The sequence below is a fragment of the Jannaschia pagri genome (assembly GCF_019655435.1).
Lineage (GTDB): Bacteria > Pseudomonadota > Alphaproteobacteria > Rhodobacterales > Rhodobacteraceae > Jannaschia > Jannaschia pagri.
This window is the reverse complement of the sequence record NZ_BPFH01000001.1, coordinates 432,961-448,661: the sequence shown is the minus strand read 5'-3', so window position 1 is coordinate 448,661 and position 15,701 is coordinate 432,961. Positions and strand designations below refer to the sequence as shown.

13 protein-coding genes are annotated in these 15,701 nt (G+C 64.9%); 5 read left to right on the top strand and 8 right to left on the bottom strand.

Features of this window, described 5'->3' with window-relative positions; all coding sequences use genetic code 11:
* Position 1: 1 nt before the first annotated feature.
* The gene (locus K5R33_RS02270; RefSeq protein ID WP_220747341.1) at positions 2-1,471 is read right to left on the bottom strand and encodes a cobyric acid synthase; all 1,470 of its coding nucleotides are present in this window, start codon (positions 1,469-1,471) and stop codon (positions 2-4) included.
* Positions 1,472-1,500: 29 nt separating this feature from the next.
* Here K5R33_RS02270 and K5R33_RS02265 point away from each other — a divergent pair, with 29 nt between their 5' ends.
* On the top strand, positions 1,501-2,073 hold the full coding sequence (locus K5R33_RS02265; protein WP_220747340.1) for a cobalamin biosynthesis protein CobQ: 573 nt from the start codon (positions 1,501-1,503) through the stop codon (positions 2,071-2,073).
* A gap of 62 nt (positions 2,074-2,135) precedes the next feature.
* On the opposite strand, the gene K5R33_RS02260 is transcribed toward K5R33_RS02265, so the two are convergent.
* The 3 genes from K5R33_RS02260 to K5R33_RS02250 are packed head-to-tail and all read right to left on the bottom strand — an operon-like array spanning position 2,136 to position 4,489.
* A complete protein-coding gene (locus tag K5R33_RS02260; protein ID WP_220747339.1) occupies positions 2,136-2,897 on the bottom strand; it encodes a lysophospholipid acyltransferase family protein in 762 nt (253 codons plus the stop codon).
* A 9-nt stretch (positions 2,898-2,906) separates the two neighbouring features.
* On the bottom strand, positions 2,907-3,815 hold the full coding sequence (locus K5R33_RS02255) for a cell division protein FtsX (RefSeq protein WP_255576080.1): 909 nt from the start codon (positions 3,813-3,815) through the stop codon (positions 2,907-2,909).
* Positions 3,812-4,489, bottom strand: coding sequence for a cell division ATP-binding protein FtsE (locus K5R33_RS02250; protein ID WP_220747851.1), 678 nt, complete (start codon positions 4,487-4,489; stop codon positions 3,812-3,814). Before K5R33_RS02250 ends, K5R33_RS02255 begins: the two co-directional genes overlap by 4 nt.
* Before the next feature lie 183 nt (positions 4,490-4,672).
* On the opposite strand from K5R33_RS02250, the gene K5R33_RS02245 reads away from it, so the two are divergent.
* Positions 4,673-5,785, top strand: a complete 1,113-nt coding sequence (locus K5R33_RS02245) for a zinc-ribbon domain-containing protein (protein WP_220747338.1) — start codon at positions 4,673-4,675, stop codon at positions 5,783-5,785.
* A gap of 97 nt (positions 5,786-5,882) precedes the next feature.
* Here K5R33_RS02245 and K5R33_RS02240 read toward each other — a convergent pair whose 3' ends face one another.
* From K5R33_RS02240 to K5R33_RS02230, 3 genes are read right to left on the bottom strand one after another with little or no spacing between them, the layout of a single operon-like run.
* The gene (locus tag K5R33_RS02240) at positions 5,883-8,483 is read right to left on the bottom strand and encodes a TIGR02302 family protein (RefSeq protein WP_308442974.1); all 2,601 of its coding nucleotides are present in this window, start codon (positions 8,481-8,483) and stop codon (positions 5,883-5,885) included.
* Positions 8,484-8,511: 28 nt separating this feature from the next.
* Positions 8,512-9,786 carry a diaminopimelate decarboxylase gene (lysA, locus tag K5R33_RS02235; RefSeq protein ID WP_220747337.1) on the bottom strand — a complete coding sequence of 425 codons (1,275 nt, stop codon included), beginning with the start codon at positions 9,784-9,786 and terminating at the stop codon, positions 8,512-8,514.
* Positions 9,786-10,094, bottom strand: coding sequence for a DUF2834 domain-containing protein (locus K5R33_RS02230; protein ID WP_220747336.1), 309 nt, complete (start codon positions 10,092-10,094; stop codon positions 9,786-9,788). The genes lysA and K5R33_RS02230 overlap by 1 nt, the downstream gene beginning before the upstream one ends.
* 238 nt (positions 10,095-10,332) lie before the next feature.
* Between K5R33_RS02230 and K5R33_RS02225 the strand changes: the two genes are divergently transcribed.
* From K5R33_RS02225 to K5R33_RS02215, 3 genes are all read left to right on the top strand, one after another.
* Positions 10,333-11,979, top strand: coding sequence for an electron transfer flavoprotein-ubiquinone oxidoreductase (locus K5R33_RS02225; RefSeq protein WP_220747335.1), 1,647 nt, complete (start codon positions 10,333-10,335; stop codon positions 11,977-11,979).
* A 171-nt stretch (positions 11,980-12,150) separates the two neighbouring features.
* Positions 12,151-13,848, top strand: coding sequence for a tetratricopeptide repeat protein (locus tag K5R33_RS02220; protein WP_220747334.1), 1,698 nt, complete (start codon positions 12,151-12,153; stop codon positions 13,846-13,848).
* 9 nt (positions 13,849-13,857) lie between these two features.
* Complete coding sequence (locus tag K5R33_RS02215) at positions 13,858-14,658, top strand: 4-(cytidine 5'-diphospho)-2-C-methyl-D-erythritol kinase (RefSeq protein WP_220747333.1); 801 nt, start codon at positions 13,858-13,860, stop codon at positions 14,656-14,658.
* 11 nt (positions 14,659-14,669) lie between these two features.
* Here K5R33_RS02215 and K5R33_RS02210 read toward each other — a convergent pair whose 3' ends face one another.
* Positions 14,670-15,662 carry a polyprenyl synthetase family protein gene (locus tag K5R33_RS02210; RefSeq protein ID WP_220747332.1) on the bottom strand — a complete coding sequence of 331 codons (993 nt, stop codon included), beginning with the start codon at positions 15,660-15,662 and terminating at the stop codon, positions 14,670-14,672.
* Positions 15,663-15,701 lie beyond the last annotated feature (39 nt).

Genomic DNA, 15,701 nt, shown 5'->3' with positions numbered 1-15,701 from the left:
CTTATGACGCCACGGGCCGCCGGATTGGCGCCGCTCGGTCGAGGATCGCCGATGTGTCCAGACAATCGGCCAGGTGATCGGCCAGTCTATCGAGGGTTTCCTGAACGCCGGTCCCGTAGTCCATGTCCGACGCCTGCGCCCCCAATCGCGCCAGATAGGCGCGCCGAAACCCATCCTCCGAGAACAATCCATGGAGGTAGCAACCGCGGACACGCCCGTCTGCGCTGGCCGCGCCGATGACCTCACCGCCACGTACCAACCATCCGTTTTGCGTATCCGGGCCTGTGGTCTCGCCTAAGTGGATCTCATAGCCGCTGACCTCCGCCCCAGAGGCAAGGTCCTGTGCGCGCACTCGGTTGAGGTGCTTGCGCGGCTGCATCGTGGTTTCGATGTCCAACATGCCAAGACCGGCGACTTCGCGCGGTGCCCCTTCCAGCCCCTCGGGATCGGATATCCGACGGCCCAGCATCTGATACCCGCCACAAATGCCCAACACATGTCCCCCGCGCCGGACATGGGCTGCCAGGTCGATGTCCCAGCCTTCGGCCCGAAAGGCCTCCAAGTCGTCGATGGTGGTCTTGGATCCGGGGATCAGGATAAGGTCGCAGACGGGCAGGGGACGCCCCGGTGGGACGACGTCGACCGACAGCGCTGGATCGGCAGAGAGCGGGTCCAAATCGTCGAAGTTGGCGATCCGGCGCAATCGTGGCACGGCAATGCGAAACGCGCCGTCCCGTTGGCTGGAGCGGATGTCCAAGATATCCTCGGCGGGCAGCCGGTGCGCGTGGTCGAACCAGGGCACTACACCCAGGGGGGGCCAGCCTGTCCGATCGGCGATTGCCGTCATCCCGTCATCGAACAAGGTCACATCCCCTCGGAACTTGTTCACTAGGAAGCCCTTGATCCGCGCCGCATCGTCCGGGGGCAGCACCATCCGCGTCCCGACAAGCTGGGCGATGACGCCGCCTCGGTCGATGTCGCCCGCCAGGATAACAGGGACCCCTGCTGCCTCGGCAAAGCCCATGTTGGCGATGTCGCCCGCCCGCAGGTTGATCTCCGCCGGGCTTCCGGCCCCTTCGACGATCACCAAGTCCGCGTCGTTGGAAAGCCGGTGAAAGCTTTCTAGGCAGGCCTTGAGAAGCTGTGGCTTCAACTTGGCATAGGCCCGCGCGCGCACCGTTGCCAGCCGCTTGCCCTGGACGATCACTTGGCTGCCCGTGTCAGATTCCGGCTTTAGAAGAACCGGGTTCATATCCACCAAGGGCTCCACACCACAGGCCAGCGCTTGGAGGGCTTGGGCGCGTCCGATCTCGCCCCCATCGGCGGTGACGGCGGCGTTGTTGGACATGTTTTGAGGTTTGAACGGTCGCACCCGCAGCCCCTGACGGGCGAAGTGTCGGCACAGGCCCGCGACCAGCATGGACTTGCCCACGTTGGAGCCCGCGCCCTGGATCATGATTGCCCGTGCCATTTGCCTGTCCCCGCGCTAGGTGGCGCCCGATGAACACGCCCGCACATCTCATCTTCGGTCTGGCCGCCTTCGGCAAGCCCGACGCGCCCCGCGTGACCAGGGCAGCCCTCGTGGGGGCGTTGATCCCGGATCTGTCGCTGTACCTGTTAGCGGGCGGTGCCTTGGCCTTGGGGTATCCGCCGGACGTCGTGTTCGGAACGCTTTATTTCTCCGACCTATGGCAGACGATCTTTGCCATCGACAATTCCGCCGTGCTTTGGGGGATCGTGCTGGGTCTTGGCATTTGGCTTAGGCGCCCTTGGATTTGGGCCTTAGCGGGCGCGGCCTTGCTCCATGTGGCGCTGGACTTCCCGCTGCACCACGACGACGGGCGTGCCCACTTTTGGCCCATCACAGATTGGGTCTTTGCGTCGCCCGTCAGCTATTGGGACACGGAGCACGGCGCACATTGGATCGCGCCCATTGAGGTCATGGTGACCTTGGCCTTGGCAGTTTGGATCTGGCGGCGCTTTCCCTCTTGGTCGCTGCGGACGTTGGTTGTGGGCCTGGCCGTGGCGCAACTGTCTGTTGGCGGGCTGTGGGCAGTCGTTTTCACGAGTTGAGACCGTGGCGCCGCTGAGGGCGCCACGGAAGAGCGCCGACACCGCAGCATTGGTCGGTTGCGCTATCCGTCCTGGGGCTTCGCAGCGCCCAAAGGCGGCTCGACGTGCGGCATGGGAAATCCTGCCTCGACCATCAGGGCGTTCGACGCGGTCTCAATCCGCTCCTCCAAAGTCGCCATGAAGGTCGCGCGATCCAGGCCTGGGGGGATCGGTTCAAGAAACTCCACCACGGCCAGGCCGCGCTTTCGCAGCAATCCGCGTTTGGGCCAAAACACACCCACATTCGTGGCAACCGGCACACAGGACTGCCCCAATTGCTCATAGAGGGCATAGGTCCCCACCTTGTACGGTTTACTCACGCCCGGTGCGACGCGCGTACCTTGGGGGTAGATCAGCAGCTGACCGCCCGCCCGCTCACCGGACTTAACCTCTGCCAACATGCGCTTGATCGCCTCGGCCCGCTTCCCGCGATGGACCGGGATGCACCCTAGCCGGAGGGCGTATTGTCCCAAGAAGGGCGCAAACCGCAGGAGGGCTTTCATGATGAAAAAGCCGCGTGGCATGGCCGTCCAGATGATGAAGATATCGAGAAAGGACTGATGCTTGGCGGCGACCAGCGCCTCACCGGTCGGGGGGGTGCCACGGACTTCGGTTCGCAGACCGACGATCTTGTCCAGTAGCCAGAGCGCATGGCGTGCATAGGTGTCGCAACCGGCGCGCGCGCCCTCCCGCGAGATCAGCGCATAGGGCGCATAGAGGACGCCGATCACAGCCATCCAGACGTACATCACGACGTTAAAGAGGATCGAGCGGAGCATCTGCATCCTAAAACCTTACTCGAAACGGGCCAGGGCGCGAAGCGCCGCGCGGCGGGTGGCGGCAAAGGCCGTTATGGCCGCGAAGGGTGGGATCAGGAGGGGCAGCAACCAGCCCCAGCCTGCGAAGGACAGCCCGGTCAGGAACCCACCGGCCGCATCGGTCGAGGGCAATGCGGCCACGGCCAGCGTCCCCAGCAAGGCGCCCCCTGCGGCCCCGGTCAGCGCGCGTAGGGTAAAGCGGCGGGTGAAGGCGCGGGCCACATAGGCATCGCGGGCCCCGACCAAGCGCAACACGCGGATCACCTCCGTATTGGCCGCAAGCGCCGCCTGAGCGCCTAAGGTCACCATTGCGCCGAGCATCCCAGCGATCAGGATTAGCGCCGTCCAGCCAAGCAAGCGCAGACGGCTGGCCGCTTCGACAAGGGGCGCGCGCCAGCGGGTGTGGTCGTCGAGGATCGCGCCCGGCACCTCGGCCGCCAAACGCAGCCGCAGGCCCTGGGCGTCCAAATCGTCGCCCACCACCTCAACCAGACGGGGCAGGGGGAGGCGATCAATGGGCAGGTCCGGGCCAAGCCACGGCTCCAGCAGGGCGGCCTGTTCCGTCGTCTGTAAGGCACGGGCCGAGGCCACGCCGGGCGTCGTTTCCAGGATGCGCAGCACGGCGTCTGTCTGGGCCTGCCGCTGCTCGGCGGGTGCCGAGATCCGAATGGTGACCGCTTGGGCCAGGCTATCGGCCCAGCGATCCGCCAGCCGCCCGGTTGCCAGGGTCAAGGCCAGGGCAAAGACCGCTAGAAAGGCCATTGCGCCCGCAGTCAGCACCGTCAGCCAGACGGTAAACCCAGTGGGCGGCACGGCGCGGTCGGCCTGCCGATCGCCGATTAGAAGCTCTAGCACCGTGGCAAGCGCGCGTTGGGCCGCGCTCACAGGTCCGACCCCGCCAGTTGCAATTGGCCACCTGCCAGACGCAGGACCCTTGCGGCAACTTGCGACTTGGCGGCCCGGATCAGCGCGAGGTCATGGGTCGCTACGAGGATCGTTTTGCCCAAGCGGTTCAATTCCGCGAGCAGGGTCAGAAGCCGCTGGGACATCTCCCAATCGATGTTGCCGGTGGGCTCGTCGGCAATGATGACCTCGGGGTCCATAATAATGGCGCGGGCCAGGGCCGCCCGTTGCCGTTCGCCGCCGGATAATTCTGGTGGGAGGGCATGGGCCCGATGGGACAGACCGACCCAAGCCAGAAGTTGCCGGAGGCTGTCCGCATCTGCGGCCGACTCGCGGCCCGAGGCGGTGAGTGGCAGGCTCAGGTTCTCGGCCATGGGCAAATGGTCCAGAAAACGGCAGTCCTGATGCACGACGCCGATCCTCTGCCGCACGCGGGCCAGCCCATCGCGGTCGATGGTGCGGCTGTCGTGGCCGAACAAATCCACTTGGCCTTGCGAAGGTTTCAACTCGCCGTAGCAGAGCTTTAACAGGGTGGTTTTCCCAGCCCCGGACGGACCCGTCAGAAAATGGAATGAGCCGCCATCCAGTCTCAGGTTGACCCCGCCCAGAATGCCGTCCCCGCCGTAGGAATACCCTGCGCCCTTGAGTTCGATCACGGTGTAGCCTGTCCCCCGGCGCTCTCTCGCGGCCTCTTCTGCACCAGCGGCCCGCGCGACGCAATCATGCGCGCTCACCGGGGTTCCGGCCACCCGGCGGCGAGAAGGGGTTGACACTTCGTGTTCAGTAGGGCGCCTTGAGCAGGATTGTTGCCGCAACGAAAAGGACATAGAGCAGCTGCGATGCGTCTGACTTGTCCCAATTGCAACGCGCAATACGAAGTGCCCGCCGATATGATCCCCGTCGATGGTCGGGAGGTCCAGTGCTCCAATTGCGCAACGACCTGGTTTCAGGAAGGACGTGCCCGCGCAGAGACGGGCGGGGCGACCGCACAGGTTAGGCGGGCCATCGACAGCTCCCGTCAATCGGCTGAGCCCGTTGCGCAGGCAGCCGCCGAGGACCCGCCGCAGGCTCCGAGCGTAGACGATGCGCCCGTTGCCTCAGAACCTGATCCGCAGCCCAAGCCAGAACCTGAACCCGCGCCACGCCGCCCGATGGCAGACGAGAAGACACTGGATATTCTGCGGCAAGAACGCGCACACGAGGCCCGGAAGCGTGCTGCAGAGCGTCGTCGCCGCCCGATGTCGCCGCCTGCCGAGGTCGCGCCAGAGCCGTCCGCGCCGGTTGACGACGTGGTCCCTGAACCGGTTGAAAAGACGGGCGCTGATCTCCGCGCGGCTGCCGCCGCCGAGCGTGAGCGCATGGCGGCCGCAGCCCTTATTGCCCGCTCAAGGGAGGCGGAGGCGGCGGATATCGCGCCCCCCGCGCCGCCGCCAGCGCGACAGGGCGATGCGCCGCCCCGACCCATGACCGGGGCCATGGCCGCGCCCACCGACGTTGCCGATGACGACATGGCCGATGTGATCGCAATGGCCCTTCGCGATGCGGAGTCGGAGGACGGCCAGGGGACCGATTTCGATGACGATCTTGAGGACGCGGATGATCTGGCTGGACAACGCCGGGCCGCGCGTCGGGATCTGCTGCCGGATATCGAGGAAATAAACTCGTCACTGCGCCCCGATGATCGCGTTTCCACCGACAGCGATGCCCTCGACGACGACCAGACCCCCGTAGCGACCAAACGCGGCGCGGCGGGCTTCGGGCTAGGGTTTGGGACAATGGTGATGGTCGCGGTTGCGGCAGTCGCGGTCTACCTGTTTGCCATCCCCTTGGCTGAGGCCGTCCCAGAACTGGCGAGACCGCTGCAGGGATATGCGGCCTGGGTGGATAGCCTGCGCGTCGCCTTGGAAACGCAAATCGAAGGTTTGGCAGCGGCGGTGCTGGCTGACGGATAGTCTACCGAACCACCGCCAACCTACGTTGCCGAGGACCGCAGGCGTCATGACGGCGCTTGCGGGGTAGGGGGCTGTGAGCCGCCAGCACCGCCATGGGTCAGAAACGGTCTAGAAGCCGTCTCAGATAATCCAACTCGACCTCGGGGCGTTCCCGCTCACCGGAGCGACGCCGGATTTCGTCCATCAAGTCGCGCGCGCGACGCGCAGCGTCCGGACCGTCGCCCAGCAGGCTCTCGTCCGTGCCGAGTTGTGCGCCTTCGCCGCTTTGACGGCCCAGGGGATCGCGGCGGAAGCCGTCCCCCTCTTGGCTCGACGCCTGACCACGGTTTTCGCCACGTTCGCCTTGCTGCTCTTCCGCTAGGGCTCGGCCAAGTTCCTGCATGCCATCGCGCAGGGCGTCCATGGCCTGGGCTTGGTCGTCCAGGGCACCGCCCAGGTTCCCCTCGGCCAGGTCTCGCTCTGCTTCGCGCATGGCGCGCTCCGCCCGCCCGAGCGCGTCGCGCGCGGCTTGCCCCGATTCTGTCCCTGCCCCAGGCAAGTTGTTGCGCAAATCGCCCAATTGCTGGCGCAAGGCTTCCTGCCGACGGGCCAGCGCCTCGGCACCGCCGTTTTCACCCTGCTGCGCGCCGCCTTGGCCTTGGTTTTGGGCCTGGTCTTGCCCTTCGCCCTGCTGGCCTTGGGGTTGATCGCTCTGCCCGCCCTGGTCGGTGTGCTGTTGCCCGCTGCCCTGACCGCCGCTGCGGCCCTGGTTTTCGGAGCTTTCGCCAGCCTGGGCGTCGGGATTGAACTGCTCCTGCAGTTCTCGGAACGCATCGTCGGAGAGGCCCTGCTGCTCCCGCAACTGGTCGCGCAGCCCTTCCATGGCTTGTTGACCTTGCCCTTGCTGACCCTCGCCACCCTGACCGGGCTGGCCTTGGGTCACTTGCAGGTTTTCCATCATCTCTTGGAGTTGCTGCAGCAGCTCCTGGGCCTCGGCCGTGCGACCTTGGCGCATCAACTCCTCAATGCGCTCCATCATTTGGTCGAGCATATCGGGGGTGATTTCCTGGCTTTCGCCGTTTTGAGCCTGCTGCTGGCTTTGCTGTCCCTGCTGCGGCTGCTGCTGGGCCAGTTGGCGGGTGTATTCATCCATCGCCTGGCGCATTTCTTCTGTCAGGCGGGCGATTTCCTCGGGGGAGGCGCCTTGGCGGATGGCTTCGGACAGCCGTTCCTGCGCCTGACGCAGGCGCTCCAATGCGCTGTCGAGGGAATTTTCCTCGAGGCGAATAGCGGCTTCCCAGAGCATTTCTGCCACTTCGTCCCGGGTCTCGGGCGTCAGGGTGTCGGCCTCTAAACGGCGCAGCGCCATGCGGGTGACCAGAAAAGCGGAGGGGTTGTTGAAGACCTCATCCGCCTTCCAGGTGATGGCCCGGAGGATTTGCGTCACGCGCGTCTGGTTATCGAGCGACCAGAACAGGTCGCGCCGCTGTTCGATCAGCGCCGCCGCCACGCGGTCGTAGAACGCGCGACCCGGCAGGATGATATCCTGCACGGTTTCGCCGGTCTGCTCCGCCGCATCGCTGGCGCGGAGGGTGGTTGTCACGGGCATCCCGGCAAAGGGATGCTTCGTCAGCTCCCCGCGAAAGATCTCTATCACTTCGCTCCGATCGCCAGAGATCGGGAGCGCCATATCGAGGGTGAGCGGTTCGCGCGGTTCTGGGGCGGCGGCCAGCCCGTGAGCGCGGTCGCTGGCATCTGGGTTCAGCGCGATGGTCACCTCGGCGGAGACGACGCCGTAGTCATCGCCCGCGCGCCAGGGCAGCGTTACCAGATCGGGATGCTCGAACCCCGGTTCCCCGTCGAGCGCGATCTCCGGTGCCGAATCTGGCGTCGCGGTCAGAGTCCAGAGCGGCGCCTCCGCCCCGCCATCGATGGATAGCGTGCCCGATTGCACGACGGTGAAGTCCTGGATAGGCGCGCTCGGCTCTGTGATATCGCGGCCCGAGACGGTTTCTGTCACAGCCAGAGCGCCCACTTCGCCATAGAGACGCAGGGTGACGCGCGTTCCCTCAGGCACTTCGACAACGCCGGGGTCAAGTTCCGACAGAGCCAGCGTGGGCAGGCCCGTGTAGCGCGGCGGCTCAAGCCAGCCTTCCCATGTAGGACCTGTCGCGAGCGCAGCGGCAGGACCGGCGACGGTCGGGACCTCGGGCACCCGCAAGACGGTGCCGAACGTCAGGCCAACGGCTGCCAGCAGTAGCGCGACGTAGCGCAGCGCGTAGGGATCGCGGCGCGACACCCGTAGATCCGGGGACACCGCGCGGGCGGCGGACAGCCGGTCAGCCATGCGCCGTTGGTGTGCGGCCCACACGGCGGCAGAGGCCGCATCGCCAGCGCCAATGGCTTGATCGTCATCTAGCGTGGCCAGGGGGCGTTCCGGTAAGGTCGCATCCAGCCGGTCACGGGCGTCCTGCGCGGTTGGCCGACGGAACCCGCGAAGGCCCACGACCAGGAGGATCACAGTCGCAAGGGCCAGCAGGCCAAGCAGGGTCACAGACCATAGTGGCGGGACGGCATCGGCTGACCAGACGGCCAAACCAAGAATGGCTGCGGTCCAGGCGGGCCAGAAGGAGCGGGCAATGCGCTCGGCCCACATGCCCATATGTGTTAGCCTCAGCTTACGTAAAAGCGCCCCGTCCCGCTGTTTGTCCTTGGCCACTGGTCTCTCCCGGTTGGGGGTGGCGCCCTCAGGCGGGTGCCAGCCATTCGGGTATGGTATCGCGGGAAATCATCTCGTCAAAGGTCGGACGCGGGCGGATCACCGCGTATTGATCCCCTTGGACAAGAACCTCGGGGATCAATGGCCGTGAATTGTACTCGCTGGACATGACCGCGCCGTAAGCTCCGGCGGAGCGGAAGGCGATCAGATCCCCGGCGCTCAGCGGCACCATGTCGCGGCCCTTGGCGAAGGTATCGCCGCTTTCGCAGACGGGTCCGACGATATCATAGGGCTGCTGCTCGACGCCCGGTGCAGCTTCCCGCACGGGAACGATGTCGTGGTGCGCGCCGTACATGGCTGGCCGGATCAGATCGTTCATGGCGGCATCCACGATCAGGAAATCCCGTCCCTCGCCTTCTTTTACAAAGATTGTCTGGGTCATCAGGATGCCCGCGTTGCCCGCGATCAGGCGCCCCGGCTCGATCTCGATCTCGCATCCCAGGTGGCCCACTTCATCCCTGATGACTTCGCCGTATTCCATGGGCACGGGCGGGGCCAGGTTCGAGCGGGCGTAGGGAATACCCAGCCCGCCGCCCAGGTCCAGACGTTCAATGCTGTGCCCATCGGCACGCAAGGCTTCGGTCAGGTCCGCGACCTTGCGGTAGGCCTGGCGAAACGGATCCAGGTCCACCAGTTGCGACCCGATGTGCACGTCGATCCCGACCACGCGGAGCCCGGGCAGGGTCGCGATTTCGGCATAAACCTGCCGAGCCTTCGCGATGGGAATGCCGAACTTATCCTCGGCCCGGCCGGTGGCGATCTTGGCATGTGTCTTCGCGTCGACGTCCGGGTTCACGCGCACGGTCACGGGCACCTCGACCCCCATGGAGGCCGCAACCCGCGACAGCAGGCGCATTTCCGGCTCGCTCTCGATGTTGATCTGGCGGACACCATCGGCCAAGACGTGCCGCATCTCGGTCTCGGTTTTTCCCACGCCAGAAAAGACGATCCTGTCACCGGGAACGCCTGCGGCGCGGGCGCGGCGATACTCGCCCTCGGATACGACATCCATCCCGGCACCGGCGTCGCCCAGCAACTTGAGGATCGCGACGTTGCTCGCCGCTTTCACCGCGTAGCACACCAAGTGCGGACCCCAGGCCAGGGCCTCATCGAACAGGCTGTAGTGCCGCAGCAGGGTTGCGGCCGAATAGACGTAGGCGGGTGTGCCGACGCTGCGCGCGATCTCGGTCAGGGGCACGTCTTCGGCGTGCAGCACCCCGTCACGGTAAAGAAAATGGTCCATTAGGGTAGTCTCAGCAAAAGGTAGAGGGGCAGGCCGAGCGAGACGCCGACCATATAGGTTGCCGGGATTGCGATCAGGCCGACCCAATTCCGTCGCGTGATACATTCCCAAGCGATCCAGACTGTCAATGTGATCGCGGCAACCGTGAGGTCCCAGACCAGGCCAGAGGTCGCGTCACTGACGTGCCAGGCATCCAGCATGGCGGCGAGGCTCCAATCGTTCTCGGCCAGCCAGGGCAAGAAGTAGCGCATGGGCAGCACAACGCCCAAAACGCAAAGGATTGCCATCACGATGCGAAACGGAGACATGGGGGGCTTTCCTCATTGATCAGGTTGAGGCGCATGTAGCGGAGCCTGTCGCCCCTGCAAACCTTGCGCACAGGCGTTTTGCCGCGCCCCCACGACGCCAATCGGAACGTCAGGGCGCAACGGGTGGCAAAGAACGTTGCGTTTACCCCCCTATCACCGCGACATGATGTTGCGTCCCGATTGACGCCTGGAGGCGCGGTCCCCATACGAGGCTCGAATGATTGAAGGGGTCCGAGGAATGTCCGAATCTGTCGAACGCGAGAGCATGGAATACGACGTCGTGATCGTCGGTGCCGGTCCTGCGGGGCTGTCGGCAGCGATCCGGCTCAAGCAGTTGGACCCGGAGCGGTCGGTGGTCGTTCTGGAAAAAGGCTCCGAGGTTGGGGCGCATATCCTGTCTGGTGCCGTGCTCGACCCGTCGGGCCTCGATGCGCTCATCCCGGATTGGCAGGACCGGGGCGCCCCCGTGAACGTGCCTGTCACCTCCGATAGCTTCTACATCTTGGGCGAAGAAGGCTCCGTCCGGATGCCAAACGCCGTGATGCCGCCCCTGATGAACAACCACGGCAACTACGTCGTCTCCATGGGCAACGTCTGTCGCTGGATGGCCGAACAGGCCGAGGAGCTAGGTGTCGAGATCTTCCCCGGCATGGCCTGTTCTGAGCTTGTGTACGACGGCGACCGCGTGAAGGGCGTTGTCGCCGGTGAGTTCGGCCTCAACCCCGACGGCACCCAGGGCCCAGGCTATGAGCCAGGAATGGAGCTGCACGGCAAATACGTGATGCTGGGCGAAGGCGTGCGCGGGTCTCTGTCCAAGCAGGTCATCGCCAAATACGGCCTGGACGCCGACAGCGACGTGCAAAAGTACGGCATCGGCATGAAGGAAATCTGGGAAATCGACCCAGCTAAACATCAGCCCGGCAAAGTCGTGCACACCATGGGCTGGCCCTTGGGCGGGAACGCCGGTGGTGGGTCGTTCATCTATCACCTGGACAACAACCAGGTCTACGTGGGGTTTGTGGTCCACCTGAACTACAAGAACCCTTACGTCTTCCCCTACATGGAGTTCCAGCGCTTTAAGCATCATCCAATGGTTGCGGAGCTGCTGGAGGGCGGCAAGCGCGTCGCCTATGGCGCGCGTGCGATTACCGAAGGCGGCTGGCAATCGCTGCCCAAAACGGCGTTCCCAGGTGGCACGCTGCTGGGCTGTGCGGCCGGTATGGTCAACGTGCCGCGCATTAAGGGCAACCATAATGCGATGCTGTCGGGCAAAGCCGCAGCCGAAGCCGCCCATGAGGCATTGGAAGCCGGCCGCGAGGGCGACACGCTGGACGCCTACGATACCGAGGTGCGGACCGGTGCCATCGGCAAGGACCTCAAGGCCGTGCGCAACGTGAAACCCTTGTGGTCGAACTACGGTTTGGTCGCCTCTCTGACGGTCGGCGGCGCCTCCATGTGGATGAACAATCTATTTGGTTGGTCCCCCTTCACGCAAAAGCACGGGAAGTCCGACGCCGAGGCGACCGAGACCCACTACGGCCATACGCCCATCGACTACCCCAAACCCGATGGTGTGCTGTCTTTTGATCGTCTGACCAACGTCGCATTCAGCTTCACAAACCACGAGGAAAGCCAGCCTGCGCACCTAAAGCTGAAGGACGTAAAGGTTCCCGTCGACGTGAACCTGGCGCGCTATGACGGCCCGTCGCAGCGGTATTGCCCCGCTGGCGTCTACGAGTTCGTAGGGGAGGGGCCATCGGCGCGCTTCCAGATCAACTTCCAGAACTGCGTCCATTGTAAGACCTGCGACATCAAGGATCCGTCCCAGAACATCGTCTGGACGACGCCCCAAGGTGGCGACGGACCGAATTACCCCAACATGTGAAAACACTTGCGAGCCCAGGCGTATGCTTGGGCCGCTGATCAAGCGGAACGGGCCTCAAATGGTTGTGACATGCCTAGGCGGCGGTGTCGCAGCCTGGCGCGTTGCATCCTTGGCTCCGGGCGCCTAGCGTGAAGGGCAATCCGCACGCGTAGCCCCGTCTAAAGGATGCCCATGATCCGCTCTCTCCTTCTCAGCGCGACGCTGAGCTTGTCCGTGACCCTCCCACAGATCGCGCAGGCCCAAGGGCTTGCCGGGCCCTATCTTGCGGCGCGTATTGCTGGGTATTCGAACGACTACGCTGCCGCTGCGAACTATTATAATCAATTGCTTGCACGCGGTGTCAGTTCCCCACGGATCCTGGAGAACGCGGTCGTGATTTATGCGGCCCTGGGCAATGTGGACCGGGCCGCGCAGGCCGCCGAGGCGTTGGAAGCTGGCGGCTTTCAAAGCCAATTCGCGGATGGCGCCAAGCTGGTGTCGGCGTTGACGAAAGGCGACTATGACGAGGCGCTAGGGTTGCTCGATGAACGGGGCGTGTCCGGTGCGCTCCTGGATGGGCTTATCCGCGCTTGGATCACCGCGGCGGACGACGACCCCGAAGGCGTGGCCGAGGCGTTCGATGCGCTCGCTCAGACCGCAGGATTTGCACCCTTGGCCCGTATCCACCACGCCTATGCGCTGGCCATGGCGGGCGATTTTGAGGGTGCGGATGACATCCTGTCCGGCCGTGCCCACGGAACTTTGAACCTGACCACGCGCGGTATCGAGGCGCATGCCCAAGTGCTGATGGAATTGGGCCGAGACGCCGACGCGACCGAACTTTTGGCGCGGGCCAACGGTGCAACGAACAGCCCTGTCCTGCAATCGCTGGCAGAGCGTATCGAGGCGGGTGACGACGTCGGTTGGAGCTTCATCACACAAGTGCCCGACGGATTGGCCGAAGCCTATTTCACCTTGGCCGCGATCTTTGCCGGTGAAACGTCGTCGACCTTCACCCTTTTATCCGCCCGCGCCGCCAATGCCCTGCGCCCGGACCATTTGGATGCTCTCGTCCTCACGGCTGAATTGTTGGAGGAGCAGGATCGTTTCACCCTGGCCAATGACGTGCTGAATCGGGTGCCGCGCGACCATCCGTCGTTCTTTGGCGCTGAAATCACCCGTGCTGGCGTGCTGCTGTCGGCGGGCAAGGACGATGCGTCGGTAGAGGTGCTCTCGGCGCTCACTAAGACCAATCCGGACCGTCAGGTGGTCTGGTCGGCCTTTGGGGACACGCTGCGACGGCTCGATCGCTTCCAGGAATCCTCTGTCGCTTACGAGCGTGCCATCGACCTGATCGAAGAGGAGAGCGACCGAGACTGGTATCTCTACTACGTGCGCGGCATCACCTATGAACGGACGGACAGGTGGGCGCTAGCTGAGGCCGATTTCCGCAAGGCGCTGGAACTGAACCCCGATCATCCGCAGGTGTTGAACTACCTCGGCTACGGTCTTGTGGAAAAGCGCATCAAGCTGGATGAGGCGCTCGACATGATCGAACGGGCCGTGGAGGCCCGGCCAGAAGACGGCTACATCACCGACAGTCTGGCCTGGGTTCTCTACCGTCTTGGGCGCTTCGAAGAAGCAGTTGAGCCGATGGAGCGTGCGGTGGATCTGGCGCCTCTGGACCCAACAATCAATGACCACCTGGGCGATGTGCTCTGGGTCGTTGGCCGCAAGCGCGAAGCCGAATTCCAGTGGCACCGCGCCCTGTCCCTCGAGCCTGAGACGGAGGAAGACGTCAAGCGTATCCGGCGCAAGTTGGAGGTGGGTTTGGATGTCGTTCTCGAAGAAGAAGGCGGCGTTGGTCCCATTGAGGCCGCGCAGGACTGACCCCAACCGATGACGACCCAAGAGCCGGGTTTTGCGCCCGCAAAGGTGAACCTCACGCTGCATGTGACGGGTCGGCGCCCCGACGGCTATCACCTGCTCGACAGCCTCGTGGTCTTCGCCGATGTGGGGGACCGTCTGTCTGTTGCCCCGGGTGACAGCCTGACGGTGACGGGTCCTTTCACCACGGGTGTGCCCACGGACGATGGGAACTTGGTCCGCCGTGCGCTGGCTGTTGTGGGGCAGTCGCGGGCCGTCACCTTGGAAAAGAACTTGCCCCATCCGGCCGGAATCGGTGGCGGGTCGTCGGACGCGGCGGCGGTCTTGCGATTGGTCGGGGCCGCGCCCACGGACGATCAGGCGCTCGCGCTGGGGGCGGATGTGCCGGTTTGCCTGCGGGCGCGCGCCGCCCGTATGCAAGGGATCGGAGACCGCGTGACCGGGCTAGACCTGCCGCCGCTCCATGGTGTGCTGGTCAATCCAGGCGTGGCGGTTCCGACGGGGGCCGTTTTCGCTGGGTTATCGAGTACGTCTCATCCAGGCCATGTGGTCTTCCCGGACCTTTCGAACACCTGTGACGTCCTGAGCTGGATCGCTGCGCAACGCAACGATCTGGAAGCCTCCGCAAGGGCCATCGCGCCGGTCATCGGTGAGGTGTTGGACCGGATTGCCGCTACCGGCGCCTCCGTCAGCCGGATGTCCGGGTCCGGCGCCACATGCTTCGGGCTCTATCCCTCGGAGGCGCGCGCAGCAGAGGCGGCCAGCCGCTTGGACCACCCAGGGTGGTGGGTGCGCCCCGTGCGGCTGACTTAGCTCACGCGGCGCTAGTTGGCGCGGGCGACGACGTAGTCGGCCAGGTCCCCCAGCATATCGCGCAGATCGCTGGACGGCAGCGCGGCCAAGGCTGCCTTTGCTTTGTCCCGCCAAGCCAAGGCCTCCAGGCGTGTTTCCTCCAGGGTGCCGTGGCGGGCCAGAATTTCGCGGGCGCGGTCCAGATCGTCGGATTTCCCGCGCTCTAAGGCGTCGCGCCAGAACGCCCGTTCGGCGTCGTCGCCCCGTGCGATGGCGCGGATCACCGGCAGCGTCAGCTTTCCTTCGCGGAAATCGTCGCCCAGGTTCTTGCCGATATCATCCCCCGCGCCGCCGTAGTCCAGCCAGTCGTCGACCATTTGAAAGCTGATCCCAAGGGCGTCGCCAAAGGTGGCGAGCGCCCGGACGTGCTCCTCAGGCGCGCCGGCGACGACGCCGCCAACTTCGGCAGCCGCCTCAAACAGGGCAGCGGTCTTGCCGCGCACCACCTGGAGGTAGGTCGCCTCTGTGGTCGCCAAATTGCGCGCCGCCGTCAGTTGGAGGACCTCGCCTTCGGCAATGGTCGCCGCCGCACCGGATAGGATGTCCAGCACGCGCAGCGACCCCGTCTCCACCATCAACTGAAATGAGCGCGCAAAGAGGTAATCGCCCACCAGCACGCTGGATTGATTGTCCCACAGCAGGTTCGCCGTGGGCCGCCCGCGCCGCTGGTCGCTTTCATCCACGACGTCATCATGGAGCAAGGTCGCCGTGTGAATGAACTCCACCGTCGCGGCCAGCTTGATGTGATCGTCTCCTTCGACACCGCACATCTTGGCGCAGGCCACCGTCAGCAGGGGCCGGACGCGTTTCCCCCCAGCCTCGACCAGATGGGCGGTGACTTCTGGGATGCGGGGCGCGTGTTCCGACGCCATGCGCGTGCGGATCAACCCGTTCACGGCCTCCATCTCGGCGGCACAGGCGGCGGCAAGCCTTTCGTGGGGTTTGATCGGCTTGGCGTCTGTCATTGGGGTCCCCGTCTCGACAAGGGGCCAGCGGCCCCATAC